We start from the raw sequence: 26,749 nt of genomic DNA, 5'->3' as shown, positions 1-26,749 counted from the left end.
GTTGGAAGACGCTTGAGTGGAAAGGTCCGGGCGGGCCGCTAGGACCCGCCCGGACCTCGGTGAACGCCGCTTAGAACTGGCGGTTCGGGAGCTCGGCCTCGAACTGGGTGGCGTCGAAGACGCCCTCCTCGACCGGCGTGAACTTCTCGACCTCGTCGCCGTTCACGACCGACTCGACGACGTCCATGAGCTGGTCGCCGAAGGCGGGGTTGCACTCGACGATGTAGTTGACCTTGCCGTCGACACCGGCCTGGAAGCCGGCCTTCGAGCCGTCCACGATGATGATCTGGATGTCCTGGCCCGGGACCTTGCCGGCCTCTTCGATGGCCTGGATCGCGCCGAGGCCCATCTCGTCGTTGTGGGCGTACAGCAGGTCGATGCCGTCGAGACCGTGGGTCGTGATGAAGGTCTCCATGACCGCCTTGCCCTCTTCGGCGGTGAAGTTGCCCGACTGGGAGTCGACGATCTCGTAGTTCAGGCCCTCGGCGTCGAGCACCTCGAAGAAACCGGACTTGCGGTCGTTCGCCGGAGCGGAACCGGTGGTGCCCTGGAGCTCGAGGATCTTGGTGCCGTCGGCGTCGTCGGCGAACGTCTCGGCCGCCCACGCGCCGGCCTTGCGGCCCTCTTCGGCGAAGTCAGAGCCCAGGCGGGTCACGTACAGGTCCTCGTCGGCGGCTTCGACGCCGCGGTCGGCGAGGATCACCGGGATCTCGGCGTCGGCCGCTTCCTGGAGCACGTCGGTCCAGCCGGTCTCGACCACAGGTGCCAGGACGATGGCGTCAACCTGCTGGGTGATGAAGTCGCGGACCGCGGCGATCTGCTTCTCCTGCTCCTGCTGAGCGTCGACGAACTTCAGTTCGTGGCCGGCGGCCTCGGCCGCGGCCTGGATCGAGGCCGAGTTGGCGGTACGCCAAGCGGACTCGGCGCCGACCTGGGCGAAGCCGATGACGAGGCCGTCGCCACCGCCGTCGCCGGAGTCGTCACCGCCGCCGCCGCAGGCGGTCAGTCCGAAGAGGAGTGCGCCGGCGCCGATGCCGGCCAGAGCTTTTTTGAACACGTTGGGGGTCGCCTTTCAAGCGTGTTGAATCTGAGGGTTTTCGATATTTGCGTGAACGCATGTTACCGCTCATATACTCACCTGTGTTACCGGTCTCGTCAAGCCGTAAAGCAGCTGTAAAGCGGTAACGATTCAGCAACACGCCGAAGAAATCGCAGCGTAGATAGCGATTTCAGTCCGGTTTCAGCCCTGTGAGCCGCGCGGTGCCCACAGCACGTCGCCGCCAGGATTGGCCTTGCGCGCGAGCACGAACAGCAGGTCCGAGAGCCGGTTCAAGTACGTCACCGGCACCGGGTGCGTCGTGTCCGGCTCGGCCTCCAGGAGCGCCCACGTGTTCCGCTCGGCGCGCCGCGCCACCGTGCACGCCTGGTGCAGCAGCGCCGCGCCCGGGGTCCCGCCGCGCAGGATGAACGACCGCAGCGCCTCCAGGTCCGCATTGCACTCGTCGATCCAGCCCTCGAGCCGGGTCACGTAGGAGTCGTCGATCCGCAGCGGCGGGTACTTCGGGGCCTCCGACACCGGCGTCGAGAGGTCCGCGCCCACGTCGAACAGGTCGTTCTGGACCGCGAGCAGGATCTCCCGCTCCCGCTCCCCGATCTCCCCCGTCTGCAGGGCGAGCGCCGTGCCGATGACCGCGTTGGCCTCGTCGACGTCGCCGTACGCGGCGAGCCTGACATGCGTCTTCGGGACGCGGGAGAAGTCGGCGAGCCCGGTCGTGCCGTCGTCGCCGGTCTTCGTGTAAATCCTGGTGAGATTGACCGCCATGCACCGACCATATAGCCTCGCCCCATGGCAACAGTCACGGTAATCGGTTCGGGACTCATGGGTTCCGGGATCGCGCAGGTCACGAGCCTGGGCGGTTGGGACGTCAGGTTGATCGACACTGACGCGGGCGCGCTCGACCGCGCGCGGGCGGCGATCCGCGGTTCACTCGACCGCTTCGTCGCCAAAGAGAAGGTGACAGCGGAGGACGCCGAGGCCGCCCAGGCCCGGATCACCGTCGCCCGCGACATCGAAGCGGCCGCCGGCTCGCAGATCGTCGTCGAGGCGGTCTTCGAGCGCCTCGAGGTCAAACAAGAGGTCTTCCGCAGGCTCTCGGCGGTCTGCACCCCCGAGACGATCCTCGCGACCAACACCTCGGCCATCCCGATCACGGAGATCGCCGCCGCCGCAACGCATCCCGAACGGGTCGTCGGCACCCACTTCTTCTCGCCCGTGCCCATGATGCGGCTCTGCGAGCTCGTGCGCGGCCTCCACACCAGCGACGAGGCGCTCGACGCCGCCCGCCGCTTCGCCGAGTCCGCCGGGAAGACCTGCGTCGTCGTCAACCGGGACGTCGCCGGGTTCGCGACCACGCGCCTCATCTGCGCCCTCGTGAACGAGGCGGCCCGCCTCGTCGAGGACGGCGTCATCTCCGCCGAGGACCTCGACACCGCCTGCCGGCTCGGGTTCGGCCACCCGATGGGCCCGCTCGCCACCGCCGACCTCACCGGCATCGACGTCATCACGCACGCCACCGAGAACATCTACGAGGACACCGCGGACCCGCAGTTCTTCCCGCCCGCGCTGCTGCGCCGCCTCGTCGCGGCCGGCGAGATCGGCCGCAAGAGCGGCAAGGGCTTCTACGACTACAGCGAGTTATCCACAGGCCTGTGGACAACGGAGAACGGCGCGGACCCGCGGGTCCGCGCCGTTCTTCGCAGTCTTCTAGCTCGCGGTGATGGTCGCGCGCGCCGGGGCGAGGACCTTCTCGCCCGCGCTGGTCGCGGTGATCGCGATCTCGACGGTGTCCCCCTCGGCCTTGCGCACCTTGCCCTCGACCTCGACGGCGGTGCCGCCCGCGGGCACGACCACGGGCTTGGCGAACCGGGTGGAGAACTCGGTGATCCGGGCGTCGACGCCGGCGGCGGCGAGCCATTCGAGGATCGCCCGCGAGACCAGGCCCATGGTGTACATGCCGTGGGCGATCACGTCGGGGAGCCCGGCCGCCTTCGCGGCGGCCTCGTCGAGGTGGATCGGGTTGTCGTCCCCGGAGGCGTCGGCGTACCGCTGGAGGTCCGCCCGCTCGACGGGGAACGAGGTGGTGAAGACGACGGCGCCGACTTCGAACTCGGGGAGCGTCACTGCGGGTCTCCCGCCACGAACAAGGTGGTCCACACCTCGGCCACCAACCCGGCGTCGTCGGCCACGTCGGTGCGCAGCGCGAGGAGGTCGTTCCCGGCGACGGTCTTGATCGACTCGATGGTCGAGGCGCACGTCACGGCGGCACCGGCCCGCAGCTCGCGGTGGTACGCGAAACGCTGCTCGCGGTGCAGGACGCGGCTCCAGTCGAGCCCGAATTCGGGGTCCTCGACAAGCCGCTCCGCCGCGGGCAGCGTGAGCGAGATCAAGAACGTAGGCGGAACCGTCCCGTCGTCGGCCAGGCCGAGGGCCTGGGCGAAACGGGTCACCGAAGCCGGGGTGATCTGCACCGGTTCAGTGGGCGGCAAGGACCTGCCTGCGTACGAAGTGTTGAGCATGTACCGCGAAAGTGGGGTTAGCGGGTCTCTTTGTGGACCTGCGAGACCTTGCACTTGGGGCAGTACTTCTTGAGCTCGAGCCGGTCGGGGTGGTTCCGACGGTTCTTCTTCGTGACGTAGTTGCGCTCCTTGCACTCCACGCACGCCATGGTGATCTTGGGGCGGACGTCAGTAGCCTTGGCCACGATGAGTGCCTTCCTCTAGCTCGGACCGCCGGGATGACGGGCCGCTGAACAAAACAAAGCGCCAACCAGCGTATCTCAATGGTTGACGCTTTACAAAGTAGCGATGGGCAGGATCGAACTGCCGACACAACGATTATGAGTCGTTTGCTCTACCACTGAGCTACACCGCCGTGCGCTCACTGCCTACAGAATGGCTCTGTGTGAGCAGTACAGCACTCGAATGGTTCCTGAGTGCTTCCGAGCCCCCTTACGGAATCGAACCGTAGACCTTCTCCTTACCATGGAGACGCTCTGCCGACTGAGCTAAGGGGGCGTTCGCGAGGCTTCCCTCGCGGCCTTGACAAGAGTACATGACGGGCCGCCCAGATCGAACGCGGGGGCGGCCTTGCGGTGCGGGCCACAACAGGGCGGCTAGACCGCCCGCAGGCGGGCCCGGCCGGTGCCGCCGCCCTGATGCTCGAGCCACGCCGCGAACCGGTCGGCGGGCAGCGGCCGCGAGAAGTAGTAGCCCTGGCCGGCCTCGCAGTGGAGCTCGCGCAGCTGCTCGACGGTCTGGTGCGCCTCGATGCCCTCGGCGACGACGTCGATCGCGAAGTGCCGGGCGAGCCCCAGGACCGCCTCCACGATCGCGCGGTCGTCGGCGTCGGTGGCCATGCCCTGCACGAACCGCAGGTCGATCTTGATCTCCTGCACCGGCAGCCGCCGCAGGTACGCGAGCGAGGAGTACCCGGTGCCGAAGTCGTCCACCGACAGGCGCACGCCCATCTCGTGCAGCCGGTCGAGCGCGGGGGTGAGCAGCGGCTCGCCCGACACCACGTCGTCCTCGGTGATCTCGAACGTGAGCCGGTCGGCCGGGACGCCGTGCCGCTCCAGGAGCGCCGCGACCTTGTCCGGGAAGTCCGCGTCCGCGAGGGTGCGCGGCGAGAGGTTCACCGCCATCGGCAGCGGCCCGTCGTCGCCGGCCCATGCGGCGGAGCGGCGCAGGGCCTCGTCGAGGACGGTCTCGGTCAGGTGCCCGAGCTGGCCGGTGGACCCGGCGATCGGGATGAACTCCTCGGGGGCCACGAGCCCGAACGTCGGGTGCGGCCACCGCACCAGCGCCTCGGCGCCGATCACGGCCCCGGGGTCGTTCAGGGCGCGGTCGAGGCGGACCTTGGGTTGGAAGTGCACTTCGAGCTGGCCTCGGTCGAGGGCCTTGCGCAGGTCGGCGGCGAGGCCGATGCGGCGCAGGCTCTCGGATTCGAGACCGGAGTGGTAGAGCTGCACGCCGTCGGCGGCGTTCTTGGCCTGCCGGGTCGCGCCGTCGGCGCGTTTGAGGATCTCGTCGGCGTCGGCCGCGAAGTCCGGGTGCGTGACCACGCCCACGGCCGCCGAGAGCCCGACAGACACCCCGCCGACCTCGAACGGCCCGTGCACGGCCGCCCGCAGCCGCCGCGCGGTGTCGAGCGCCTCGTCGGTGGACGCCAGGCGGGTCTGGAGGATGAACTCGTCGGAGTCGATGCGGCCGAGGAACGACGCGGCGGGCGCGTGGTCCTGGAGCCGCCTGGCGAACTCCTTGAGCGCGGTGTCCCCGGCCTCGTGGCCGAGCGCGTCGTTGATCTCGTGCAGCGAGTCCACATCGAACATGAACACCGCCACGACCTCGTTCGGGACGGTGATCGACAGGGCCTCCTGCAGCGCCGCCAACGACCGGCGGCGGCTGGGGAGCCCGGTGAGCGGGTCGTGGTAGGCGTCATAGCGCAGCTGGTCGACCAGGCGCGAGTTGTCCACGGCGATGCTCACGTGCGCGGCGACGGTCTCCAAGAGCTGCAGGTCCACCGGGAGGAACGTCGACATCTCGCCGCCGATGCGGTCGGCGACCGAGAGGCAGCCGTACACCTCGTCGCCCGAGCGCAGCGGCACGAGGATCGCGCTGCGCAGCCCGCCCGCTTCGAGGACGGCCCGCCGCTCGCGGCTGCCGTGGCGCGGCCCGATGAGCGTGGGCTCGCCGCTGGCGATGACGGCCTGCTGGAGCGCCTCGGGCACCGGGTCGAGGTCGGTGAGGCCCACATCGTCCACAGAGGAGGTGAGCCTGATCTCGGGGTAGCGGCCCTCGGCCGGCACCCACACGGTCGCGGACTCGGCGGCGAAGATCTCGCGCAGCCGCCCCAGCGTCGCGTCGATGAGCCGGTTGGAGCGCACGGAGTCGGCCACGAGCTGCGTGAAGTTGTTGAGCTCGTCGAGGATCTGCCGCTGCCTCCGCAGCTTCATGTAGCTGCGGGCCAGGCCGATCGTGGTGAGCATGAGGATCACGATCGGGATCGCCGACCACGGCGTGGCCTCGAGCATGATGAGGATCATCAGGCCGACCGAGGCGGCCATGATCGGCCCGATGAACGTGAGCGCGAACCCCGACCAGGCCTTGAGCATGCTCGTCCAGCCGTTGAGGATGAACAGCATGAGCGACAGGAGCACCGTCGTCATGAGCCCGGCCGCGCACACGCCGAGGACGGCGACGAGCCATGTGCGCGGGTCGTGTCCGGCGCCGAGCCCGGCGTACTCGGCGACCGCGACGGCCGATGCCGCGCCGAGGGTCGACATGCCCACGTTGAAGATCGGCTTGAGCGGGCCGACGTCCGAGCGGATGTACCTGCCCGCGAAGAAGATCAGCGAGGAGATGAGGCGGGCCAGGATCACCGCGAACGGCGGCAGGTAGAACAGCGCCAGCACCAGTGGGATGTCCGCGAGGTTGAACGCGATGCGGTGCTGGCGGAAGTGCTGGATCACCTGGAGGTTCTGGGCGACCACGAAGGCCGCCACGAATGTGGCGGCCTCCAGGTAAGGCAGCTGCTCCGGGGTCCACGTCAGTACGAGCGCGGCGGCGACGGCGACGAGCATGAGCCCGTTCAGCGTCCACGCGAGCGCACTGAAGATCCGAGGGTGCAGTTCGCGGATCACCGATGAGCTACCCCTCTCGAGCGCCGGCCTGACGGCTACTGCAGGTCGCCGGAGTTGCCAGCCAGGTGGTACTCGACGGCGGCGGCGTCTGCCGCGTCCGCCGACGCGGCGGAGGCGGTGCCGGCGACGATGCCGAGCGCAATGAAGGCTGCCGCGACCACCGCTGCGGCTTTCTTGATCAGTCTGGCGGGTTTCACGAGGCCTCCCGTGAGGTGTGGGAATGTGCTGTCAAGGGGACCAGTAGAGCCCATGGTGCCACAGTCGGCTCTTCCTGGGGAAGGCTTGCGACCGTGATTCTCGCGCTCTTTCCGGTTCAGCCGTACGGGTGAGCACGGCTCACACCATTCTCGCCGATGCCCGCACCCGGCTCGCTCACGGGTCGGACGTTCGCACACCCGCCCGCTCCCGATCAGGTAGGTTAGCCTTGCCTTACAGGGGAATACGATCGCTGTTCGACAAGGAATACGCACATGCCTGCAGACACCGCCGCCGCGAGCGAGCCCGGGGCGATCCGCTTCTCGGCCCGGATCCGCGAAGCCTCCTGGTCGCGCCACCAAGGACTCGACCCGTCGGCCGACGCCGGTGCCGACAAGGCACCCGGCGTGTTCGACAGGCTCTTCGACGGCACCCTCACCGTCGCCGACTACACCCGCTGGCACGCCCAGCAGTACTTCGTCTACGCGGCGATCGAGGCCGCGGCCGCGCGCTACGCGGACGACCCGGTCGCCGGCCCGTTCGTGTTCCCCGAACTCGCCCGCGTGCCCGCGATCGAAGCCGACCTGCGATTCCTCATGGGCCCCAAGTGGCGCTCCGGCATCGAGCCGCTCCCGGCCACCAAGGCGTACGTGGACCGGATCAACGAGGTCGCGGCCGACTGGCCCGGCGGCTACATCGCCCACGCGTACACCCGCTACCTCGGCGACCTCTCCGGCGGCCAGGCGTTCGGCAAGGCCGCGCGCCGCAACTACGGCTTCGAGGACGCGGGCGCGACCTTCTACGACTTCGCGGACATCAAGAGCCCCAAGGCCTTCAAGGACGAATACCGCTCCCGCCTGGACGCGGCCGACCTCACCGGGGCCGACCAGGCACGCGTCATCGAGGAGATCCTGCTCGCCTACGACCACAACGGCGCCGTCCTCGCGGCCCTCGGCGAAGGCCTGGGCCGCAACCCGTTCGAACCCGAGGTGATCGCCGCGATCTGCCACCACATGAACACCGACCACGCGGCCGACACGCTCGTGATCTGCCAGGGCACGGGCGGCCGGCGCGGCGCCGAGTCGGCCCGCATGACCGGTTTCGACGGGGAGGGCGCGGATTTCGCGGCGGTCGTGGGCGGTGTGGAGGTGCCGGTCCGGATCGACTGGGCCGCACCGCTCTCGGAGCGCGCGGAGGTGCGGCCGGAGATCGTGCGGCTGTTCACCGAGTCGAAGGCGCAGCTGGAGAACGTCTGAGCACTACCTCCCGGGATTGCCTTGATCGTCGCGACACGCCGGGCGGTGACGAATCTCCCCTGCCCGCCGTTCGCGGCGTTACCGTGTGGCGGTGCCAAGCCCACGGCCGGCCCCCCAGGACTGACCCAGTCCAAAGCGCCGCCGATGGGCACCGCCACGATCTCGGAGTCTCAATGTCCGATACCGGACCGGTACCCGCCGCTGCAATCAGGCGGCACGCCGCCCGGCCGCACCGCACGAGGGGCCAGCACCGCGCCTCGTGGGCCGCAGAGCTCGCCCCGCTGCTGTCGGGGACGCAGCGCCGCTACACCGCCGTCGTCGGCTCGGCCGTCGCCGGGGCCTCGGTCGTCGCCATGGCGACGGGGGCCGGTTTCTCAGCGGGAGAGGAGGATCCGGGGCCGTCGCGGGCGGTCGCGGACATCGCCGCGCTGGCCGAGGAGGCGAGCGTCCCGGAATCGACGGCGGCGAGCAGCGCCGTCGGGGACGCGCCGATCGGCACGGCGACCGCCGAGGAGGTGGTCGCGGTGGAGCGGACGTCGCCGGTGACGGGGCAGGCGGCGCAGATCAAGTGGACGCCGATGCTGGACGACATCACGATCACGTCGCTGTTCGGGCAGCGCTGGGGCCGCAACCACAACGGGGTCGATTTCGACGCCGAGACGGGGGACCCGGTCTACGCGGCGTACCCGGGGACGGTGACGCACGCGGGTTGGGAGTCGGGGTTCGGGAACCTCGTGGTCATCGACCACGGCGACGGCGTGGAGACGTACTACGCCCACAACTCGGAAGTGCTCGTGGACGAGGGCGACTGGGTGGACGCGGGCGGGCAGATCGCGAACGCGGGCAACACGGGCCGCTCGTTCGGGTCGCATGTGCACTTCGAGGTGCATGTGAACGGCCAGCCGGTCGAGCCCTTGCACTACCTCGCGGAAGCCGGGCTCGACCTGCGCTGACGGCCGTCGAGCGGCGGACCTGCGGGCGGTCCCGGGTGCCCTCCCGGTCCCGCCTTCACCACTGCCGAGGGCGGCGTCCCGCACCGGTGCGACATTCGGGCGTCACAGCTTGCTGACGGGCGCGAGGCGGAGGATGACCCATTTGGGTTCTCCGTCGCCGAAGTCGATGCGGGCCTGGGCCCGCGGGCCGGAGCCTTTGAGCTCGACGACGCGGCCGAGGCCCCATTTGTCGTGGGTGACCCTGTCCCCCACGTCGAGCGAGGGGATGTCGGCGGCGTTGCGCATGACGATCGGCGAGCCGAAGTTCGCGGTCGACTTGGGCTTGACCACGCGCGGCGGCGGGGCCGACTCGGACCATTCGATGAGGTCGCCGGGGATCTCGGCGAGGAACCGGCTGGCCGCGTAGTACTCGGGCTGCCCGAAGATGTTGCGGGTCCCGGCGCGGGTGAGGTGGAGGTGCTTGCGGGCGCGGGTGAGCCCCACGTACGCGAGGCGCCGCTCCTCCTCCATGTCGCCGGGTTTGTTCATGGACCGCTCGTGCGGGAACAGGCCGTCGTCGAGCCCGGTGAGGAACACCGTGTCGAACTCGAGGCCTTTCGCGGTGTGGAGGGTCATGAGCGTGACGACGCCGCCATCCTCCGCCTCGGGATCGGGGATCGAGTCGGCGTCGGAGACGAGCGCGACGTGCTCCAGGAAGGACGGCACGTCCGCGGTGAGGTCGGCTTCGTCGTCGTCGGTCGTGCCGCGCACGACGGCCTCGGTGAACTCGTGGGCGACGGCGACGAGCTCTTGGATGTTCTCGACGCGACCCTCGTCGCGCGGGTCGGTGGACTGCTCGAGCCCTTCGAGGTAGCCGGTATCGGCGATGAGCTTGTCGAGCACTTCCTCCGGCGGCGCGGTCTGGGCGAGCGCGGTGGCCTCGTCGAGGATCTCGCAGAACCGCTTGATCCCGGTGCGGGCCCGCCCGGAGACGCCGGGGGCCTCGTCGACCCGGTGCAGCGCGGCGGGGAAGGAGATCCGCAGCCGCGCGGCGAGCGCTTCGACCTCGGCCACGGCCCGGTCGCCGACGCCGCGCTTGGGCGTGTTGACCACGCGCATCGCCGAGACGGTGTCGTCGGGGTTCGCGGTGAGCTTGAGGTACGCGAGCATGTCGCGCACCTCCTTGCGCTCGTAGAACCTGACGCCGCCGACGACCTTGTAGGGGATGCCGCGGCGCACGAACACCTCTTCGAACGCGCGCGACTGCGCGTTGGTGCGGTAGAAGATCGCGCTGTCGCCGAAGCTGGTCTCGCCGGCGTCGACGAGCTCGTCGATCCGGTTGGCGACCCACGCGGCCTCATCGTGCTCGTTCTCGCCGGTGTGGCCGAGGATCGATGAGCCGGGGCCCTCGTCGGACCACAGCCGCTTCTCGCGGCCGCGCTCGGTGTTGTTGCGGATGACCCCGTTGGCGGCGTCGAGGATCGTCTGCGTGGAGCGGTAGTTCTGCTCGAGCAGGATCGTCTTGGCGTCGGGGAAGTCCCGCTCGAACTCGATGATGTTGCGGATCGTGGCGCCGCGGAACGCGTAGATCGACTGGTCGGCGTCGCCGACGACGCACAGCTCGGCCCGGTCGTCGCCGGTGCCCACGAGTTCGCGCACGAGCGTGTACTGGGCGTGGTTGGTGTCCTGGTACTCGTCGACCATGACGTGCCGGAACCGCATCCGGTAGGACTTGGCGACCTCCGGGAACGCCTGGAACAGGTGCACGGTGGACCCGATGATGTCGTCGAAGTCGACGGCCTGGGCCAGGCGCAGCCGCTCGTCGTACTGGGCGTAGACGTCGGCGACGAGCTTCCCGCGCGCGTCGTCGGCCTTCGCGGCGGCCTGATCGGGGCCGATGAGCTCGTTCTTGAGGCGCGAGATTTCGGCGGCGAACCAGCGCGGCGACTGCTTCTTGGAGTCGAGGCCGAGGTCCTTGACGATCTGGGTGAGCAGCCGGCGGGCGTCGTCGGTGTCGTAGATCGTGAAGCTGGACTTCCAGCCGAGCCGGTGGGCTTCGCGGCGCAGGATGCGCAGGCACGCGGAGTGGAAGGTGAGCACCCACATGGCGCGCGAGCGCGGGCCGACGAGCGCGTCGACGCGTTCGCGCATCTCGGCGGCGGCCTTGTTGGTGAAGGTGATGGCGAGGATCTCGCCGGGGTGCGCGCCGCGCTCGGCCAGGAGGTGGCCGATGCGGTGGGTGAGGACGCGGGTCTTGCCCGAGCCCGCGCCCGCGACGATGAGCAGCGGGGACCCGGCGTGCTCGACGGCTTGGCGTTGCGGTTCGTTGAGGCCGGTCAGAAGGTCGTTCATCACGAACAATTATGCCGCGCCGGGTACGACACTCGACCGGCGCGGCATCGACTCTTTCGAGCGCTCCTTAGAGCGGTCCGCGACCCGACCGCAGCACCAGCATCGCGATCTGGATGCCGTCGTCGCCGAGCGCCGCGCGGTACTTCTCGAGGATGGCGCGTTCGCGGTCGAGGACCAGGCGGGTGCCGCCGTTGGCCATGCGGATCTCGCCGATGCGCTTGGAGACCTCGGCGCGGCGCTGCCAGAGGCGGATGATCTCGGCGTCGAGCGCGTCGATCTCGGTGCGCAGTTCCTGGAGTTCTTCAGGAGCCGCGTCGTTGGGAAGTGCAGTGGTGCTGGCGGTCATCAGGGCTTCTCCTTAGAGCGATGTCTCATCTGACTCCGGGCGGTGGCCCTGGGCGTGAAAAAGGCCCCGGGCTGTTCGCCCGGGGCCAGTAGGTCTGTGTTCAGCGCGAAGACCTACGGCTCGGACGGTTCCGGCCGTAGTAAAAGTAAAATCGCGCGCTCTGAGTCACGGGCCAAGTATGCCACACGCCCACCGGTCTGACCAGCGGGCGTGTGGCGGTTATCGCAGTGTTCAGGCGCCGTTAAGCGTCCGAGCCCCAGTCGGCGCGGGCGGCGCGGCGGCGCATGAGCACCATCGCGACGACGCCGGCGAGCAGGACCGCGCCGCCGGTGACGGCGACGGTGGTCAGGCTGGAACCGGTGACGGGCAGCTGCGGCTTCGGGGATTCGCTCGGGACCTCTTCGACGGTGATCTCGAACTCGATCTCGGCGTTGTACTCCTCGGTGTACTCCTCGGCGAGGATGAGGCGCTGGCCCTCGACGTCGGCGCCTTCGGCGTCGACGGGGACGAAGGTGCGCCCGGCCGGGGTGGTCCAGGTGAAGGTGTCGGTGACGAGGGTGACCGTGGAGGTCTTGGCCTCGTCGAACTTCACGTAGAAGACGGTGCCGTCGGAGAGGGAGGTGAGCTCCTCGCCGTTCTCGTCGACGATGGTGGCGCCTTCGGGCTGGGAGAAGTTGATCGCGTCGACGTTGGTCGAGGCGGTGAACGGACCGACGGTGCTGCCCTCGGTCTTGGCCTGCGAGTCGTCCACGTCGAAGTAGGGCTCGAGGTCGGGCTCGTCGACCGGCTCGGCCTTCTCGAGGATGTAGGCCTGGAGGGCCGGGACGATCTCGTCGGCGACGTCGTTCTCGGTCGGGTCGTTGGGGTCGATGACCCAGCCGTCGGTCAGCGACCAGATCGCGGACTGGGTGGCGGCGTAGGCCAGCTGGTCCTGGGTGACGTCGCCGTAGTCGTCGCTGGCGAGGCCGGCCTCTTCGAGGAGCTCGCCGGCGTTGGTGCCGTCGTAGCCGACGAGGAGGACGCCGAGGACCATCGGGAGGTCTTCGACGGGCACGTCCTCCCACGGGCGCTCTTCGTGCAGGTACTGCTCTTCGAGGTCGACCTCGAGCTGGATGCAGTAGACGGAGCGGTAGTCCTCGTCGCCGAGGTCGAGGGCGATCATGGAGGCGTGCGGCTTCTTGTCCACGCCGCCGGCCTTGCCGTACAGCTGGATGCCGCCGTCTTCGATCACGACGTTGCCGGCGGCGAGGATGCCCGCCTCTTCGTCCTGGGCCTGGGCTGCGGCGACGCCGCTGAGGCCGAGCGCGACGCCCGCGGCAGCGGCCATCGTCCCTTTCAGGGCTTTGGTCATCATTGGTAGAAGTCCCTTTGCTTTTCCGAGGGATTGACGCAGTCTTGACGATGCTTGCGAGTCATAAATCAGTACAGACTCTTCATGCGACACGTTAGCGGGACCATGCCGGTTGCATGCTTCGGGTGAAATTTCCTCAGCTGCAGTTCGATTGCAGGGCAACGGAAAAGGCGCGGCTCGAGAGAGCCGCGCCACTGTAACGATTCGGTATCGGGTGCTGGTGCCGTCACTGGAGTGACCAGAGTGGCCGGGACCGGAGGGGATCGCTTCCTCCGGTCCCGGCCGCACCATGCGCCGGGCGTTGTGTCGAGCCGCGGAGCGCGCCCGGGTCCGGACCGTTCGACGTGGTCCGGAACGCTCCTGCGGCAGCGGGCGCTCGCCATCGGCCAGCGGCGCCCGCGTCCCTCAGGTCTTAGTGGTCCGCGGCCTTGCTGCGGCGCTTGCCGAGTGCGATGACCGTCATGCCGCCCACGAGGAGCGCCAGGCCCGCCGCGAAGGCGACGCTCAAGGTCGAGCCGGTGACGGGCAGCTGCGGTTTCGGCGGCGCGCTCGCCTCGGGGGCGTCGAGGGCGAACCGCCATTCGGCGGGGACCTCGCCTTCGCGCGGCTGCGCGAGGATGAGCTGCTGCGAGTCGCCGGCGGTCATCGGGTTGTCCGCCGCGCCGGTGAGCGCTTCGTCGGTGGTGGCCACGAAGATCCGGCCCACCGGCAGGTCGTACGCGGCCCTGCCCTTGACGGTGATCTCGCCGGCGCCGTCGTCGAGGACGATCCAGAACTGCTCGCGGTCCCTCAGGGAGTCCACGTCGCCGCCGTCGGCGGTCTCGAGGCGGCCGCCCTCGGCGGTGAGCTCGACCGGGCCGGCGTTGGAGCGGATCGTGTACGGCCCGAAGCGGCCGTCCTCGAACGTCGCCTGCTCCTCGCCCTCGAGGTCCACCGCGAACCCGGACGGGTCCGGGACGCGCCCGGGCTCCTCGGTCAGGTGCTCGTAGACCGCGAGCACGGCCTCGTCCTCACCGTTGTTGCCGCCCTTGACCGGGTTGTCCTCCAACAGGTCCCAGTCGTCGGTGAAGTGCCAGACGGCGGCCTGCGTGCCCGCGTAGGCGACCTCGGCGACCTCCTCGTCGGACCAGTCGGGGTTCACCTCGCCGCCCGCGGCCTCGATGAGGTCCTCGGCGCCGACGCTCGGGTAGCCGCTGAAGAGGACCCAGCGGACCTCCTCGAGGTTCGCGACGCCGGACTCCTCCCAGCCGCCCTCGGTGTACGGGTGCTCGGTGTCGAGCGGGGTGTGGATGTCGATGCAGTAGACGACCAGCACCTCCTCGCCGCCGTGCGGCTTGAGGCCGAGGACGTTGGCCCACACGTCGTAGCGCTCCTCCGCGAACCGCCCGCGCAGCTCCAGGCCCGGGGCGGTGACGATGTCGCCGGTGACCGGCTCGGGCTCCTCGGCGTGGGCGGGAGCGCCCGCGGCGATGGCGAGGAGCGCGGCGGCCGCCGCGAGCGGAGTGCGGATCGTCTTGAGTCTCATCGTGGTTCGGTCCTCCTGGGAGCGGACTTGAGGTGGCGGGTCGTGAGTGGAGTGCCGGGTCGACCTGACATGAGGGGAAACGAGAGGACCGTCGGTGACGGCGCGGCCACTCGACCGAACGATGTGCAGAACCCGCCGAAAGTACGATCCCAAACCCGGACAAGGGTCATGTCTCACCCACGGGCAACACGCGAGCGCGACCCGGACCCGTCAGGTCGGCGCTCTATAGTCGGAGTCATGCCGATCTCGAAAGCCGCCGCTCGCGGCATCACCGACGAATTCGCTCGCCGGAGGGGTCCCAAGACCGGTCTGGTCGTGGGCGCGGCCTGGGGGAACCCGGTGCTGACGGCCGCGCTCGAGGCGCTCATGCCCGCCGACCGGCTCACCGTCGTCGCCGACCCGGTCTCCATTGAGGACCTGAAGGCTTCCCTGGCAGCCGAGGGGTCCTGGACCGCGGGCAACGTCACCGCCGTCGCCGCGCTCGCCGACGCCGAACCGGCCGAAGAGGTCATGCTCGCCTCACCGGTCACTGTGGAGGCCGAGGCGTTCATCGCCGACATCGAGCTGCTGCGCACGAAAGTGGAGCCCGGCGGCGTCCTCTCGTTCGCCGCGACCCTCACCGCGCCCGCCCGCGAGGAGATCGCCGAACTCGTCGCCGAGTACGGGATCGGCACCGACCTCATCGTCCGGTCGCTGCCGCCCGTGCGCATCCACAAGCTCCGCATCGGCTCGGCCGCGAAGCGCGAGGGCGAACCGTACGCGATCGCCCCCGCCGAAGACCTCGCCCCCGCCTGGCGCGCGTCCTCGGTCGCCGTCACGCCCTCGATGCACCTCGACTCCAACGGCGTGATCGCCGCCGGGCTGCTCCTCGGGACCGCCTGGGCCGCGAAGAAGATCCGGCCCTCCTCGAAGGCCTGGGTCCTGCCCGCCCTCGCCGCCGTGCCCGTGGCCGCGTTCTTCCGCGACCCGCAGCGCGAAGCGGACCTGCGCGGCGAGGACGACGAGCCCGAAGCGGTGCTGGCCGCCTCGGACGGCACCGTCATGGCCGTCGAGACCGTCGTCGACGAGCGCTTCGGCGCCGCGACCGGCACCGCCGGGTCCGAGTGGCTGCGCATCAGCGCGTACCTGTCGGTCACCGACGTGCACATCAACCGCGCGCCCGTCGCCGGCGAAGTGGTCGACGTGTTCACCGAGCGCGGCGGCTACTCGAAGGTGAGCGCACCCGAGGCCGAGCACAACGCCGCCTGCTACACGGTCCTGTCGACCCCGCGCGGTCGCGTCGTCGTCGCCCAGCGCACCGGCGCGCTCCTGCGCCGCATCGTCAACCGCACCAAGCCCGGTGCGGCCGTGGCGAAGGGCGAGCGGTACGGCCTCATCCGGTTCGGCTCCCGCACGGACGTCTACCTGCCCGCGGGCGCCGCCGAAGCCGCGGTCGACCCGGGCGAGACCGTCCGCGCCGGAGAAACGGTGATCGCCCGCTGGCGCTAAGCCTGGGCGGCCAGATTCTTCAGGTCGACCACTTGCAGCGCGTCCTCGACGGCCGCCGACAGCGGCAGGTCGTCGAGGGCGTCCGCGTTCCACCAGCGCGACTCGCTCGTGGAGCCGCCCGCGGCCTCGACCACCTGCGCGGCCGAGGGGTCGGGCACCGTGGCGGAGTAGATCGCGCGCACCCCGTGCCAGTCGAGCGGGTACCCCTCGGGGCCGATCGCGCGGCGGTGCCGGAACGACGTGACGTTGAGCAGGTCGCCGACCAAGGCCTCCTGGCCGGTCTCCTCGTAGATCTCGCGGGCGACGGCCGCGCGCGGCGACTCGCCGAAGTCGACGCCGCCGCCGGGCAGGTGCCAGGTGCCGCCGCCGGGGTAGCCCTCGGCGATGCGGGCGAGGAGGATGCGGCCGTCGCCGTCGGCGACGACCCCGTACGCGCCGAAGCGCTGGCCGCGCCTGCGGCGGCCCTTCTTGGCCTTCGCGGGCGGGACGGGCCGGGTCTCCTGCGGGGCCTTGTCGACGCGTCCGGCGAGCCGGTCGTCGGCGAGGCCGAGGGTCGCCGAGACGAACGGCGAGTGCGATTCGGCGGCCGCGCGGGCCGGGTCGACCCATTCGGCGGCGTCGCCGGCGAAGTCCCCGGCGGGGCCGCCGGCGACCGTGGCGGTGTAGATGATCGCGTTGGTGTGGACGCCGCGCCTGGCGACGGCGACCGCTTCGAGGGGTGCGCCGACGGCGACCTCGTAGCCGGTGTGCTCGCCGACCAGACGCCCGGCGGCCCGCTTGGGGGGCTCGCCGTGGTCGATGACGCCGCCCGGCAGATGCCAGGGGCCCGCTTCGCGCCCGCGGGTCCGCCTCGTCAGCAGGACCCGGCCGTTCTCGTCACGGACCTCCCCGTACGCAGCTATCCGGAATTGCATCCCTCAACTGTACGGCGTGATCATCGAATGACTATTCCCATTCGATGGTCCCCGGCGGCTTGCTGGTGACGTCGAGCACGACGCGGTTGACGTCGGCGACCTCGTTGGTGATGCGCGTGGAGATCTTCGCCAGCAGCTCGTAGGGCAGGCGGGACCAGTCGGCGGTCATGGCGTCCTCGGAGGAGACCGGGCGCAGCACGATCGGGTGGCCGTAGGTGCGGCCGTCGCCCTGGACGCCGACGGAGCGGACGTCGGCGAGGAGCACGACCGGGAACTGCCACACCGAGCGGTCGAGGCCGGCGGCGGTGAGCTCGGCGCGGGCGATCGCGTCGGCTGCCTTGAGCAGGTCGAGGCGTTCGCGGGTGATCTCGCCGACGATGCGGATGCCCAGGCCGGGGCCGGGGAACGGGTGGCGCCAGACCATCGCCTCGGGCAGGCCGAGTTCGAGGCCGATCGCGCGGACCTCGTCCTTGAAGAGGGTCCGCAGCGGCTCGATGAGCGCGAACTGCAGGTCGTCGGGGAGGCCGCCCACGTTGTGGTGGCTCTTGATGTTGGCGGTGCCGGTGCCGCCGCCGGACTCGACGACGTCGGGGTACAGGGTGCCCTGGACGAGGAAGTCGATGCCCTGCTCTTCGGCGATCTCGCGGGCCGCGGCCTCGAAGGTGCGGATGAACTCGCGGCCGATGATCTTGCGCTTCTCCTCGGGGTCCGTGACGCCCTTGAGGGCGGTGAGGAACTGCTCGGAGACGTCCACGGCGCGCACGTCGATGCCGGTGAGCTGCGCGTAGTCCTTCTCGACCTGCTCGGCTTCGCCCGCGCGGAGCAGGCCGTGGTCGACGAACACGCAGGTGAGCTGGTCGCCGATGGCGCGGTGCACGAGCGCCGCGGCCACGGAGGAGTCGACGCCGCCGGAGAGGGCGCACAGGACGCGCTTGTCGCCGACCTGCTCGCGGATCGCGGCGACCTGCTCGTCGATGATCGCCGAGTTCGTCCAGTTCGGCTTGATGCCGGCGATGTCGAGCAGGAAGTGGCGGATGACGGCCTGGCCGTGCGGGGTGTGGGCGACCTCGGGGTGGTACTGGACGCCCGCGAGGCGCGCCTCGAGGTTCTCGAACGCGGCGACGGGCGCGCCGGCGGTGCGGGCCACGACCTCGAACCCGGCGGGGGCCTCGGTGACGGAGTCGCCGTGGCTCATCCACACCGACTGGTGCTCGGGCAGGCCGTCGAGGAGCTTCGACGGGCACAGCACGTCGAGCTCGGTCCCTCCGTACTCGGACAGGCCGGTCTTGGCGACCGTCCCGCCGAGGGCGTTCGCCATGGCCTGGAAGCCGTAGCAGATCCCGAGGACCGGCACGCCGGCCTCGAACAGGGCCTTGTCCACCTGCGGGGCGCCTTCGGCGTACACGCTCGAAGGACCGCCCGAGAGGATGATCGCGGCCGGCTCCTTGGCGAGCATCTCGCTCGCGGGCATCGAGGAGGGCACGATCTCCGAGTAGACGTTGGCTTCCCGGACGCGGCGCGCGATGAGCTGCGCGTATTGGGCCCCGAAGTCGACCACCAGCACCGTTTGTCGCATGACACCAGCGTAACCGGTAGCGGTGCTCACACCAGCAGGCGCGGCTACCCTGATGACGTGCTCAACCCTGGGGTCCGCGAATCGTTCCGCCGGGTCGGCCGGGACCTGCGGTCGTGGACGCCCGGCGAGGCCGTGCCCGTGCTCGCCGTCCGGGCCGCGTTCGGCATCGCCGCCGCCATGAGCGCCGTCGCCTTCTTCGACCACCCGTCATGGGGCCCAGCTGCGGTTATGGGCGCCTGGCTGGGCGGCGTCGCGATGCTCACCCCCGGCACGCGCACCGGGCCGGCGCTGCCGCTGCTGGTCGGCGCGGCCGGGTCCCTCGGGGTGGTGCTCGGCTCGATCGACCACCCGGTGGTGCTCATCGCCGCCGCGGCCGCCTATGCGTTCACGCTCACGTTCATCGGCTCCGTCACACACTTCGCGGGCGTCACCTTCACCGTCTCCGGCATCATGTTCTTCCTCGCCGACCACCTCACGGCCGAGGCCGGGGTCCTCTGGGCCGCGCTCGCGGTCGCCGCGGGCGGCGCCGTGCAGGCGCTCACCGCGCTCCTGCCGCCGTACTTCCGGTGGGCCGAGGACCGCCGCACCCTCGCCGACGCGTGGCGGGCGCTCGCCGAGGAGGCGGACGCGCTCGCCGCCGACCCGAACGCGCCGTTCCGCACCGAGCCGCTCTTCGAGGCCGCGCAGGAGCTCGACCGCCGCCGGGCTCTGCCCGCCGCGATCCTCGAGGCCCGCCGCCAGCTGTACGCGGTCTCGAGCGCGATCGGCCGCACCGCCTCGGCGCGCGCCCGCGCCGACGCCCAGGACCGCGACACCGTCGAGTTCTATTCGGAGGCTTTGGAACTCGCCGCCCGGCTCCTCGCCCACTTCGCCGAGCAGATCACCGCCCGCTCGCACGTCGACCTCGACTGGGACGCGCTCCTCGACGGCCTCTCCCAGAACCCGATGGCGACCGCCACGGGCACGATGCCCACCGAGATCGGCGGGCTCCTGCGCACCCTCCACGAGACCGGCGGCTTCGCCGAGCGCATCACCGCCGGCGGCGACGACGTCGTCGCCGACCCCGCCCTCGCGCACGCCACGAGCACCGCCCGCCAGGCGCTCGGCCAGCTCCGCGGCCGCCTCCACCGGCACGACCCGGTCATCCACCACGCCCTGCGCCGGGCCGGGGTGATCGCCCTGGCGATGACGATCGGCCTCGCCTGGCCCACCGGGCACGGCTACTGGATCCCCCTCACCGCCTGGCTGGTGCTGCAGGCGGACTTCTCGGGGACGCTCACGCGCGGCGTCACCCGCGCCGTCGGCACCACCGGCGGTGTCGTCCTCGCCTCGCTCCTGGGGCTGCTCATCCCGCAGGACCAGTTGTGGCTCAGCCTGATCGTGCTCGCGTACGCGCTCATCGCGTACCTCACCCGGCCGGTGTCGATGCTCGTGTTCGCCGCGGCCGTCTCGGGTTTCACGGTGTTCCAGATCGACCTCTCCGGCGAGAGCCCGGTGATCGCCGCGTTCGACCGGGGCGCCTGCACCCTGGTGGGCGCGGCGCTCGCGATCGGCTTCTACGTGCTCGTCCCGACCTGGCAGACCCGCCGCCTCGGCGACCTCCTCGGGGACCTCGTGGACGCCTACCGCGACTACGCGCGGCTCACCCTCGACCGCCAGGCGCACCCCGCCGACTACGACCGGAAGGTCATGCACGCCGCGATCGACCGCATCCGCGCCCGCCGGGCCGCGCTCACCAGCGCGGCCGACCAGGCGAAGGCCGAACCGGTCGCCGGGCCGGGGCCGCTGTCGGCGGACGCGCTCGGCGCGGAGGCCGCGTTGTCAAGGGCCGGAAGGGCGCTCGTGGCGGTGAACGCGACGCTCGGCCGCGAGGAGCAGGCGAAGGGGCTCGCGGGCGTGGACGCGTTCGCGGACTCGCTCGATGCCGCTTATCTGCGGCTGGCGGCGCTGGCGCGCGGGGAGGCGCCGCCGCGCGGCGTGGACTTGAGCGAGGCGGTGCAGCGGCTCGACTTCCGGCTCGCCGCGATCGAGGACCGCGAGACGCGGACGCGGCGGAGCGTGCTGCGCTGGGAGTCGGACAACATCGTCGAGGCGTTGGACGACGCGGCGCTCCTGATGGCCGACTGGAACCGAACCTGAGGACACGGCGTTTCCTCCCGGTTTTGAGGTTTCGTTATTCCCAAACTCCCCGGAGTGAGCAACGACGACTCCCCTGGGAACTCCACGTCCTGCCTGAAGTGCTCAGCTGGATCAACGACCTCGATCAGAAGGCGCGCGAGATCTCGGAGGGTCCTCAGGCTGGGAGACCGATGGTCGACACACTGAAGGGATCGAATCTCGCCAACCTCAAGGAACTGCACCCCGGGAACATGCGAATCCTGTTCGCATTCGACCCTTGGCGTAGGAGCGTCCTGCTGGTGGCCGGAGACAAGACCGGAAAGTGGCAGCAGTGGTACAAGGAAGCCATCCCGCTGGCAGAACGGCGTTATGCGAGCTACCTGAAGGAACGCCGAAGCGAAGGGAGTGACTGATGGCAGGGTACGTCAATCGGAACGACATCCGAGATGAGATGATCGCCCGCGCCGGAGGCGAAGAGCGGGTCGAAGGCGTCAAGCGGCTCAGGGCCGAGGCGCAGGGATTCCGGCTCGCAGAAGCCCGCAGAGCCCGGAGCCTGACGCAGGCGGAGATCGCCGAGCGCGTGGGTGTCACCAAGGGCCGTGTCTCCCTGATCGAGCGCGGCGACATCTCCGGACAGGAAGACCTCGCGCGTTACGCCGAGGCCCTCGGTGGACACCTGAAGCAGGCGATCTTCTTCGAGGACGGCGACGTGCTTCAGATCGCTTAGAACAGCACTTCCCTCGCTGCCCGGATCGCTTCCGCGATCCGGGCTCGCTGCTCTTCAGTGAGTTCCACTTCGAGCAGGTCGAGGCCGATCACCTGGAGCTGGTCAGGAAGGTTCATGTCATTCGGGAGGCGCGGGACCGGGCGGTGCGGGCGGCCCTCGGCGTCGGCGGTGAGGTCGGCGAGGGCCTGCAGGAGCGCGTGCATGGCATCGGCCCTGGAAGACCAGCGAGCGGGCGACCAGTGGCGCGTGCCTTCGACGACACGCCTGATCGCCCGCTCGAGTTCGGTGCTCAAATGCGCTACTCGCCCTGGCTGTGCTTCATGCTTCCGCGGCTATTCGCCTTGGAAGTAGGAGAGCAGGCGCAGCAGGTTCCAGTACAGGAAGATGAGGCCCGCGGTGAGGCCGAAGGCCCCGGCCCACGCGTACTTCTTCGGGGCGCCGTTCGCGGCGGAGTACTCGATCATGTCGAAGTCGAGGATGAACGAGAACGCGGCCCACAGGGTCAGGGCGATCGCGATGATCCACTGCAGGGTCGTCGGGTCGCCGCCCGGGGTGGCGAACAGGCCGAGGTTGGCGCCGAAGAGGCTCGCCACGAAGTTCACCAGGAGCAGGCCCGCGATGCCGAAGCCGGCGCCGACGATGACCTTGGTGAACATCGGGGAGTTCTTGAGGATGCGGAACTTGTAGAGCGCGAGCATGCCCGCGAACACCAGGATCGTGCCGACGAGCGCGTTGACGACGATGCCCGGGAACTGGGCCTCGAAGATCGCGGAGACGCCGCCGAGGAGGAAGCCCTGGCCGATCGCGTACGCGAAGGCCACGAACGGGTTCGTGATGGGCTTGAACATCGAGAAGATCATGATGCCGATGCCCACGACCGAGCCGAGCGTCATCAGCAGGCCGGCGGTGCCCAGCTGCGAGCTGTCGCCGCTGGCGAACATGCCCCAGGTGAGCATGGCGGCCACGAAGGTCGCGCCGACGAGGGCGACGGTGCGGACGATGACGTCGTCGATCCGCATGGTCTCGGCCTGCGGCGCCTGGGTCATCTGCCCGTAAGGCCCGTACGCGGCACCCATGTGCTGCTCGTTGTACTGGGTCTTCACCATATTGCGAAGGGATGAGTTCCTGCTCTGCATTGCCATGACCTGCGGTCCTCCGTTGGATGTTCAAGGGTGGTTCCCAGACTATCCGGTCACCGCCTGAAACACGACAGAGCGGCGGAGCATTCCCTGCCCCGCCGCCTGTGAGTTCTTTGATGTAGCTAGGAGATCACTGTGACCCGGCCGAGCTCCGGCGCCTGGAGCGGCGCCGAGGCGGTGCCGAACTCGGCGAGGTAGTCCTCGAACGCGTCGACGTCGAGTTCACCGAAGAGCCGGTTGGTGCCGTCCTTGAACGCCGAGAACGAGTCGCCGCCGTCGGCGAGGAAGGAGTTCATCGTGACCCGGTAGGTCCGGTCCATGGCGATCGGCTCGCCGTTGAGCATGAGCGAGTCGGCCACGATCTGGTCGGTGCCCGTCTTCGTCTTGTCCCATGTGTACGTGAAGCCCTCGGAGACCTGCAGCTGCAGCGTCGTGGAGCGGACGCCCGGGATCGGCAGCTGCTGCCGCAGGCCCGCCAGGATCTGCTCGCCGGTCAGGTCGAGCGTCACGACGTAGTTCGCGAACGGCTGGACCTCGAACACCTCTTTGTACGTGACCTCGCCTGGCGTCCCCGCCTCGTAGACCAGGTCCTGTCGCACGCCGCCGGGGTTCATGAGCGCGAGCTCGGCCCCGCCGACGTCCGCGCCCGCGGTGTTCCACAGCTGCGCGTCCGCGATCAGGCTCCCCAGCGGGAACTCCACGTCGCGGGCGTTGTTCGGCCCGCGCTTGATGTCCTCGCCGATGTAGCAGACGAGCCGGTTCGCGACCTCGTCGTAGCCGTCGCCCATGTACGAGGCGAGGATGTCCGACTGGTCCTCATCCGGGTCCACGTCGCGGGTCACGACCGTGTTCGAACCGGTCACGGAGGAGCGCACGATGTCCTTGGTGCGCCGGTCGTACGTCGCGTCGATCTGCGTGAACACGCGCCCGTACGACGACGCCGAGGTGACCATGCGCGGGTTCCCGGCCGGGTCGGGCACCGAGCACACGTACTCGTTGTGGGTGTGGCCGGTGACCAGCACGTCGACGAGCGGGGTCATCGTCTCGGCGATGTCCACGATCGGACCCGACATGCCCACGGCCGTGCCGTCCAGCGACTCGCACTCGTGGCCCGTGTCCTGGGCGACCGGCACGCCGCCCTCGTGCAGCAGCACCACGATCGCGTTGACGCCCTTGCGCTTCAGCTCGCCCGCGTACTTGTTCGCGGTCTCGACCTCGTCGGTGAACTCCAGGCCCTCGATGCCGGCCTGCGAGACGATGTCGCCCGTGCCCTCGAGGGTCATGCCGATGAACCCGACCTTGATCCCGCGGCCGAAGTCCTTGACCCAGTACGGGTCCAGGACCGGCCTGCCGGTCGCCTCGTCCACGACGTTCGCGCCGAGGTACGGGAAGTCCGCGCCCTCGAAGTCCTCGTCGCCCTCGATGATCCGGTTGAGCTCCTCGAAACCGGCGTCGAACTCGTGGTTGCCGACCGAGGAGACCTCCACGCCCATCGCGTTCAAGGACTCGATCGTCGGCTCGTCGTCGTACACGGCCGACAGGAACGGGCTCGCGCCGATGAGGTCGCCCGCGGCCACCGTCGTCGAGTACCGCTCGCCCTCGCGGGCCTGCTCGAGGTGCGTCGCCAGATACTCGGCGCCGCCCGCGGGGGTGTTGACGCCGTCGACGGGGTAGGTGTCGGAGGCGCTGGCCTCGATGTGGCCGTGGAAGTCGTTCAGGGCCAGCAGCTGCAGGTCCACCTCGCGGTGGCGGTCGGGCTGGCCGGCGTTCGCGGACCAGGCGCCGACGGCGAGGGTGGTCGCGGCGAGCGCGGCGGCGGCTCCCGCCGCCGCGAGGCGCTTGTGTTTGGGCTTCATTGCTCTCCCAGGGGGACGTGACGGGGCTCGGGGACGGCGCGGGCGCATTCGCCCGATCGTGATCCAATCATGGGACGATTGCGCCCGGGTCAACTGAGCATAACGGCTTCACTAAGACCGGGGAACCCTCCCGAGACCATTTCCGGTAGCACACCGCAACCGTGCGCACACCCTCACTCCCGGGATCTGGGAAGAACGAATCCGCACGTGATGCGTTGCGTCGCAACACCTCGTTACTTCCCTGCGACAACATAATGTCCACATTGCAGTCTCTTGCCCCATGCGATAACGGTTGCTACAGTCACTGCGAGAACAACTCGCATATACAGCTTGTCACTTGGTGGGGACTGCTGCGGAGCGGTCATAGACGAGCCTGAAGCCCACAGGGGGTAACCACTTGACCGGTTATTTCACCACAGCACGGCACGACGCCCTCAGAGCCGAGGTCAGAGCCTTCGCCGAACGCGAAATCGCCCCGCGCGTCCCCGAGATGGAGACGCGGCGGACCGTCCACCACGAACTGTCCCGCCGCATCGCCGCCCAAGGCTGGCTCGGCGTGACCATCCCGACCGAGTACGGCGGGATGGGCATGGGCCACTTGGCGAAGACCATCATCATCGAGGAGCTCGCGCGCGTCTCCGGCGCCATGGGCGCCATGGTCCAGGCCTCCCAGCTCGGCGTCGCCAAGATCCTGCACTTCGGATCAGACGCCCAGAAGAAGACCTGGCTCCCCCACGTCGCCCGCGGCACCTGCCTGCCCACCATCGCCGTCACCGAATCCGCCTCCGGCGGACACGTCCTCGGCATGCGCGCCCGCGCCGTCCGCGACGGCGACGACTACATCCTCAACGGCCACAAGGTCTTCGTCGGCAACAGCCACGTCGGCGACGTCCACGGCGTCGTCGTCCGCACCGGCCTCGGACCGAAGGGCCTCACCGCGTTCCTCGTCGAATCCGACCGCCCCGGGTTCGCGCTGGCACCGCAGCAGTCCACGATGGGCCTCCACGGGTTCAGCTTCGGCGAGCTCCTGTTCGAGAACTGCCGCGTCCCGGCCGCCAACCGGCTCGGCAGCGAGGGCGACGGCCTCGCCGTCGCGTACTCGTCCTCGGCCCTCTACGGCCGCTCCAACCTCACCGCCGTGTCCCTCGGCATCCACCAGGCCATCCTCGACGCCACCGTCGAGTACGCCGGCAGCCGCGAGCTCTACGGCAAGCCCATCGCCGAACTCGACAACATCAAGCAGAAGATCGGCCAGATCACCTCCCGGCTCATGACCGCCCGCATCACCGCCTACCACGCCGTGCACCTGCTCGACCAAGGCCAGCCCTGCGACATCGAACTCATGAACGCCAAGCTCGTCAACGTCGAATCAGCCATGGACTCCGCCCGGGAGGCCATGGAGATCCACGCGGCCATCGGACTCACCACCGAACGGCCGATCGAGCGGTACCTGCGCGACGCCTACCACATCTTCGCCCCCGCAGGCACCTCCGACGTCCAGCGCCTGCGACTGGCCGAAGCCGCGATGGGCAGGACCAAGGGCCAGTGGTCCCAGCGCATCGTCCACGGCGAACCCGTCACCGCCCGCAACTAGAGCGCGAGATCCGGAGGATCGGCCGGACCGTCGCGATATGCGAAAACGAGGAGGCAGCTCACGCGGCCTCCTCATTTTCGCGTCTACCCCTGGTACGGATCGGCCTGGCGCTCAGCGGCGTTGCGCTCCCGGATCCGGTCCATCACCTTCTCCGCCATGCCCTTGATGATCTCCAGGCCCGGCCGGCCCCAGTCGTGGGTCTCCGTGTCGACCACGCACACCGTCCCCAGCGTGTTCCCGTCGTCGTCGATCAGCGGCGCCCCCAGATAGGAGCGGATCCCGATCTTGTCGACCACCGGGTTCCCCGCGAAACGCGGGTAGTCGCACACGTCGCCGAGCACGAGCGCCTTGCCGCGCACCACCACATGCGGGCAGTAGCCGTGGTCGCGGTCCATCTCCCGGCCCACCTCCGGCGCCTCCTCGGCCCCGGCGATCGCCTGGTTCGCCCCGCCCGGAGTCGGGGCCGCGAGCCCCGCGAAGTACTGGTGGTCCTCGTCGATGAAGTTGACCATCGCGTACGGGGCGCCCGTCAGCACGGTCAGCTCATGGGCGAGCTCGTCGAATTCGGGGTCGGGCAGATTGCCGATCCCCAGGTCGCGCAGGCGCTTGGCCCGCTCGGAGGCGCCCGGGTCGTCGGGCGTGATCGTGAGACGGAACTCGTGCTCGGGACTAGACATGCTGG

General features: G+C 69.8%; 24 protein-coding genes, 2 tRNA genes and 1 pseudogene. 8 read left to right on the top strand and 19 right to left on the bottom strand.

What is annotated here, in order from left to right:
* Nucleotides 1-70: 70 nt before the first annotated feature.
* Nucleotides 71-1,057, bottom strand: a complete 987-nt coding sequence (locus tag AB0K52_RS06175; protein ID WP_208496732.1) for an ABC transporter substrate-binding protein — start codon at nt 1,055-1,057, stop codon at nt 71-73.
* Between the two features lie 183 nt (nt 1,058-1,240).
* The gene (locus AB0K52_RS06170; RefSeq protein WP_363526850.1) at nt 1,241-1,822 is read right to left on the bottom strand and encodes a cob(I)yrinic acid a,c-diamide adenosyltransferase; all 582 of its coding nucleotides are present in this window, start codon (nt 1,820-1,822) and stop codon (nt 1,241-1,243) included.
* A 24-nt stretch (nt 1,823-1,846) separates the two neighbouring features.
* Between AB0K52_RS06170 and AB0K52_RS06165 the strand changes: the two are divergent.
* Nucleotides 1,847-2,689, top strand: a pseudogene (locus tag AB0K52_RS06165) (3-hydroxyacyl-CoA dehydrogenase family protein); the annotation flags it as partial.
* Between the two features lie 75 nt (nt 2,690-2,764).
* On the opposite strand, the gene AB0K52_RS06160 reads toward AB0K52_RS06165, so the two are convergent.
* The 7 genes from AB0K52_RS06160 to AB0K52_RS06130 all read right to left on the bottom strand — a co-directional run bounded on the left by AB0K52_RS06160 (nt 2,765) and on the right by AB0K52_RS06130 (nt 6,895).
* The gene (locus AB0K52_RS06160) at nt 2,765-3,181 is read right to left on the bottom strand and encodes a MaoC/PaaZ C-terminal domain-containing protein (protein ID WP_363526847.1); all 417 of its coding nucleotides are present in this window, start codon (nt 3,179-3,181) and stop codon (nt 2,765-2,767) included.
* Nucleotides 3,178-3,528 carry a MaoC family dehydratase N-terminal domain-containing protein gene (locus AB0K52_RS06155; protein WP_363526844.1) on the bottom strand — a complete coding sequence of 117 codons (351 nt, stop codon included), beginning with the start codon at nt 3,526-3,528 and terminating at the stop codon, nt 3,178-3,180. The genes AB0K52_RS06160 and AB0K52_RS06155 overlap by 4 nt, the downstream gene beginning before the upstream one ends.
* A 65-nt stretch (nt 3,529-3,593) precedes the next feature.
* Nucleotides 3,594-3,761, bottom strand: coding sequence for a 50S ribosomal protein L33 (rpmG, locus tag AB0K52_RS06150; protein WP_363526841.1), 168 nt, complete (start codon nt 3,759-3,761; stop codon nt 3,594-3,596).
* Nucleotides 3,762-3,859: 98 nt separating this feature from the next.
* Nucleotides 3,860-3,931, bottom strand: a tRNA-Met gene (locus AB0K52_RS06145).
* Between the two features lie 70 nt (nt 3,932-4,001).
* Nucleotides 4,002-4,074, bottom strand: a tRNA-Thr gene (locus tag AB0K52_RS06140).
* 98 nt (nt 4,075-4,172) lie between these two features.
* Nucleotides 4,173-6,698 carry a bifunctional diguanylate cyclase/phosphodiesterase gene (locus tag AB0K52_RS06135; RefSeq protein WP_363526838.1) on the bottom strand — a complete coding sequence of 842 codons (2,526 nt, stop codon included), beginning with the start codon at nt 6,696-6,698 and terminating at the stop codon, nt 4,173-4,175.
* Nucleotides 6,699-6,733: 35 nt separating this feature from the next.
* Entirely contained in the window at nt 6,734-6,895 is a 162-nt protein-coding gene (locus AB0K52_RS06130) for a hypothetical protein (RefSeq protein ID WP_363526835.1), read from the bottom strand.
* Nucleotides 6,896-7,168: 273 nt separating this feature from the next.
* Here AB0K52_RS06130 and AB0K52_RS06125 point away from each other — a divergent pair, with 273 nt between their 5' ends.
* Together AB0K52_RS06125 and AB0K52_RS06120 are read left to right on the top strand one after the other, a co-directional pair.
* Entirely contained in the window at nt 7,169-8,149 is a 981-nt protein-coding gene (locus AB0K52_RS06125) for a biliverdin-producing heme oxygenase (RefSeq protein ID WP_363526832.1), read from the top strand.
* Nucleotides 8,150-8,322: 173 nt separating this feature from the next.
* On the top strand, nt 8,323-9,102 hold the full coding sequence (locus tag AB0K52_RS06120) for a M23 family metallopeptidase (protein WP_363526830.1): 780 nt from the start codon (nt 8,323-8,325) through the stop codon (nt 9,100-9,102).
* 102 nt (nt 9,103-9,204) lie between these two features.
* On the opposite strand, the gene pcrA is transcribed toward AB0K52_RS06120, so the two are convergent.
* From pcrA to AB0K52_RS06100, 4 genes are all read right to left on the bottom strand, one after another.
* Nucleotides 9,205-11,433 (bottom strand): DNA helicase PcrA, encoded by a 2,229-nt coding sequence (gene pcrA, locus AB0K52_RS06115; protein WP_363526827.1) that lies wholly within the window; start codon nt 11,431-11,433, stop codon nt 9,205-9,207.
* Between the two features lie 67 nt (nt 11,434-11,500).
* Entirely contained in the window at nt 11,501-11,779 is a 279-nt protein-coding gene (locus AB0K52_RS06110; RefSeq protein WP_363526824.1) for a chorismate mutase, read from the bottom strand.
* A gap of 241 nt (nt 11,780-12,020) precedes the next feature.
* Nucleotides 12,021-13,130, bottom strand: coding sequence for a thioester domain-containing protein (locus tag AB0K52_RS06105; RefSeq protein WP_363526821.1), 1,110 nt, complete (start codon nt 13,128-13,130; stop codon nt 12,021-12,023).
* Nucleotides 13,131-13,542: 412 nt separating this feature from the next.
* On the bottom strand, nt 13,543-14,655 hold the full coding sequence (locus AB0K52_RS06100; RefSeq protein ID WP_363526819.1) for a Cys-Gln thioester bond-forming surface protein: 1,113 nt from the start codon (nt 14,653-14,655) through the stop codon (nt 13,543-13,545).
* Between the two features lie 237 nt (nt 14,656-14,892).
* On the opposite strand from AB0K52_RS06100, the gene AB0K52_RS06095 reads away from it, so the two are divergent.
* Nucleotides 14,893-16,143 carry a phosphatidylserine decarboxylase gene (locus AB0K52_RS06095; RefSeq protein ID WP_363526816.1) on the top strand — a complete coding sequence of 417 codons (1,251 nt, stop codon included), beginning with the start codon at nt 14,893-14,895 and terminating at the stop codon, nt 16,141-16,143.
* Here AB0K52_RS06095 and AB0K52_RS06090 read toward each other — a convergent pair.
* Together AB0K52_RS06090 and guaA are read right to left on the bottom strand one after the other, a co-directional pair.
* Nucleotides 16,140-17,057, bottom strand: coding sequence for an NUDIX domain-containing protein (locus tag AB0K52_RS06090; RefSeq protein ID WP_208496743.1), 918 nt, complete (start codon nt 17,055-17,057; stop codon nt 16,140-16,142). The genes AB0K52_RS06095 and AB0K52_RS06090 overlap by 4 nt on opposite strands.
* 31 nt (nt 17,058-17,088) lie before the next feature.
* Nucleotides 17,089-18,633, bottom strand: coding sequence for a glutamine-hydrolyzing GMP synthase (guaA, locus tag AB0K52_RS06085; RefSeq protein ID WP_363526813.1), 1,545 nt, complete (start codon nt 18,631-18,633; stop codon nt 17,089-17,091).
* Nucleotides 18,634-18,690: 57 nt separating this feature from the next.
* Here guaA and AB0K52_RS06080 point away from each other — a divergent pair, with 57 nt between their 5' ends.
* The 3 genes from AB0K52_RS06080 to AB0K52_RS06070 are packed head-to-tail and all read left to right on the top strand — an operon-like array spanning nt 18,691 to nt 21,478.
* Nucleotides 18,691-20,772, top strand: coding sequence for an FUSC family protein (locus AB0K52_RS06080; RefSeq protein WP_363526810.1), 2,082 nt, complete (start codon nt 18,691-18,693; stop codon nt 20,770-20,772).
* Nucleotides 20,773-20,795: 23 nt separating this feature from the next.
* Nucleotides 20,796-21,164 carry a type II toxin-antitoxin system RelE/ParE family toxin gene (locus tag AB0K52_RS06075; RefSeq protein WP_363526807.1) on the top strand — a complete coding sequence of 123 codons (369 nt, stop codon included), beginning with the start codon at nt 20,796-20,798 and terminating at the stop codon, nt 21,162-21,164.
* Entirely contained in the window at nt 21,164-21,478 is a 315-nt protein-coding gene (locus tag AB0K52_RS06070) for a helix-turn-helix transcriptional regulator (protein WP_363526804.1), read from the top strand. The genes AB0K52_RS06075 and AB0K52_RS06070 overlap by 1 nt, the downstream gene beginning before the upstream one ends.
* Here AB0K52_RS06070 and AB0K52_RS06065 read toward each other — a convergent pair.
* The 3 genes from AB0K52_RS06065 to AB0K52_RS06055 form a co-directional block, all read right to left on the bottom strand.
* Nucleotides 21,475-21,747 carry a hypothetical protein gene (locus AB0K52_RS06065; protein WP_363527229.1) on the bottom strand — a complete coding sequence of 91 codons (273 nt, stop codon included), beginning with the start codon at nt 21,745-21,747 and terminating at the stop codon, nt 21,475-21,477. The genes AB0K52_RS06070 and AB0K52_RS06065 overlap by 4 nt on opposite strands.
* Nucleotides 21,748-21,810: 63 nt before the next feature.
* On the bottom strand, nt 21,811-22,584 hold the full coding sequence (locus AB0K52_RS06060) for a Bax inhibitor-1/YccA family protein (protein WP_363526802.1): 774 nt from the start codon (nt 22,582-22,584) through the stop codon (nt 21,811-21,813).
* 155 nt (nt 22,585-22,739) lie between these two features.
* Nucleotides 22,740-24,473, bottom strand: coding sequence for a bifunctional metallophosphatase/5'-nucleotidase (locus AB0K52_RS06055; protein ID WP_363526799.1), 1,734 nt, complete (start codon nt 24,471-24,473; stop codon nt 22,740-22,742).
* Nucleotides 24,474-24,870: 397 nt separating this feature from the next.
* On the opposite strand from AB0K52_RS06055, the gene AB0K52_RS06050 reads away from it, so the two are divergent.
* Complete coding sequence (locus tag AB0K52_RS06050; RefSeq protein ID WP_363526796.1) at nt 24,871-26,067, top strand: acyl-CoA dehydrogenase family protein; 1,197 nt, start codon at nt 24,871-24,873, stop codon at nt 26,065-26,067.
* Nucleotides 26,068-26,150: 83 nt separating this feature from the next.
* Here AB0K52_RS06050 and AB0K52_RS06045 read toward each other — a convergent pair whose 3' ends face one another.
* On the bottom strand, nt 26,151-26,744 hold the full coding sequence (locus AB0K52_RS06045; RefSeq protein WP_363526794.1) for a GAF domain-containing protein: 594 nt from the start codon (nt 26,742-26,744) through the stop codon (nt 26,151-26,153).
* Nucleotides 26,745-26,749 lie beyond the last annotated feature (5 nt).

It is taken from the genome of Glycomyces sp. NPDC049804 (genome assembly GCF_040674615.1).
GTDB classification, from domain to species: Bacteria; Actinomycetota; Actinomycetes; order Mycobacteriales; family Micromonosporaceae; genus Glycomyces; species Glycomyces niveus.
The sequence above is the reverse complement of the archived record's forward strand: the minus strand, read 5'-3'. Positions and strand labels throughout refer to the sequence as shown.

What these genes read in the sequence shown, in the direction of transcription:
- AB0K52_RS06170 (WP_363526850.1), bottom strand. Translation starts at nt 1,822, where the DNA reads ATGGCGGTCAATCTCACCAGGATTTACACGAAGACCGGCGACGACGGC.
- AB0K52_RS06125 (WP_363526832.1), top strand. Translation starts at nt 7,169, where the DNA reads ATGCCTGCAGACACCGCCGCCGCGAGCGAGCCCGGGGCGATCCGCTTC.
- AB0K52_RS06120 (WP_363526830.1), top strand. Translation starts at nt 8,323, where the DNA reads ATGTCCGATACCGGACCGGTACCCGCCGCTGCAATCAGGCGGCACGCC.
- pcrA (WP_363526827.1), bottom strand. Translation starts at nt 11,433, where the DNA reads ATGAACGACCTTCTGACCGGCCTCAACGAACCGCAACGCCAAGCCGTC.
- AB0K52_RS06110 (WP_363526824.1), bottom strand. Translation starts at nt 11,779, where the DNA reads ATGACCGCCAGCACCACTGCACTTCCCAACGACGCGGCTCCTGAAGAA.
- AB0K52_RS06105 (WP_363526821.1), bottom strand. Translation starts at nt 13,130, where the DNA reads ATGACCAAAGCCCTGAAAGGGACGATGGCCGCTGCCGCGGGCGTCGCG.
- AB0K52_RS06100 (WP_363526819.1), bottom strand. Translation starts at nt 14,655, where the DNA reads ATGAGACTCAAGACGATCCGCACTCCGCTCGCGGCGGCCGCCGCGCTC.
- AB0K52_RS06095 (WP_363526816.1), top strand. Translation starts at nt 14,893, where the DNA reads ATGCCGATCTCGAAAGCCGCCGCTCGCGGCATCACCGACGAATTCGCT.
- AB0K52_RS06090 (WP_208496743.1), bottom strand. Translation starts at nt 17,057, where the DNA reads ATGCAATTCCGGATAGCTGCGTACGGGGAGGTCCGTGACGAGAACGGC.
- guaA (WP_363526813.1), bottom strand. Translation starts at nt 18,633, where the DNA reads ATGCGACAAACGGTGCTGGTGGTCGACTTCGGGGCCCAATACGCGCAG.
- AB0K52_RS06070 (WP_363526804.1), top strand. Translation starts at nt 21,164, where the DNA reads ATGGCAGGGTACGTCAATCGGAACGACATCCGAGATGAGATGATCGCC.
- AB0K52_RS06060 (WP_363526802.1), bottom strand. Translation starts at nt 22,584, where the DNA reads ATGGTGAAGACCCAGTACAACGAGCAGCACATGGGTGCCGCGTACGGG.
- AB0K52_RS06055 (WP_363526799.1), bottom strand. Translation starts at nt 24,473, where the DNA reads ATGAAGCCCAAACACAAGCGCCTCGCGGCGGCGGGAGCCGCCGCCGCG.
- AB0K52_RS06045 (WP_363526794.1), bottom strand. Translation starts at nt 26,744, where the DNA reads ATGTCTAGTCCCGAGCACGAGTTCCGTCTCACGATCACGCCCGACGAC.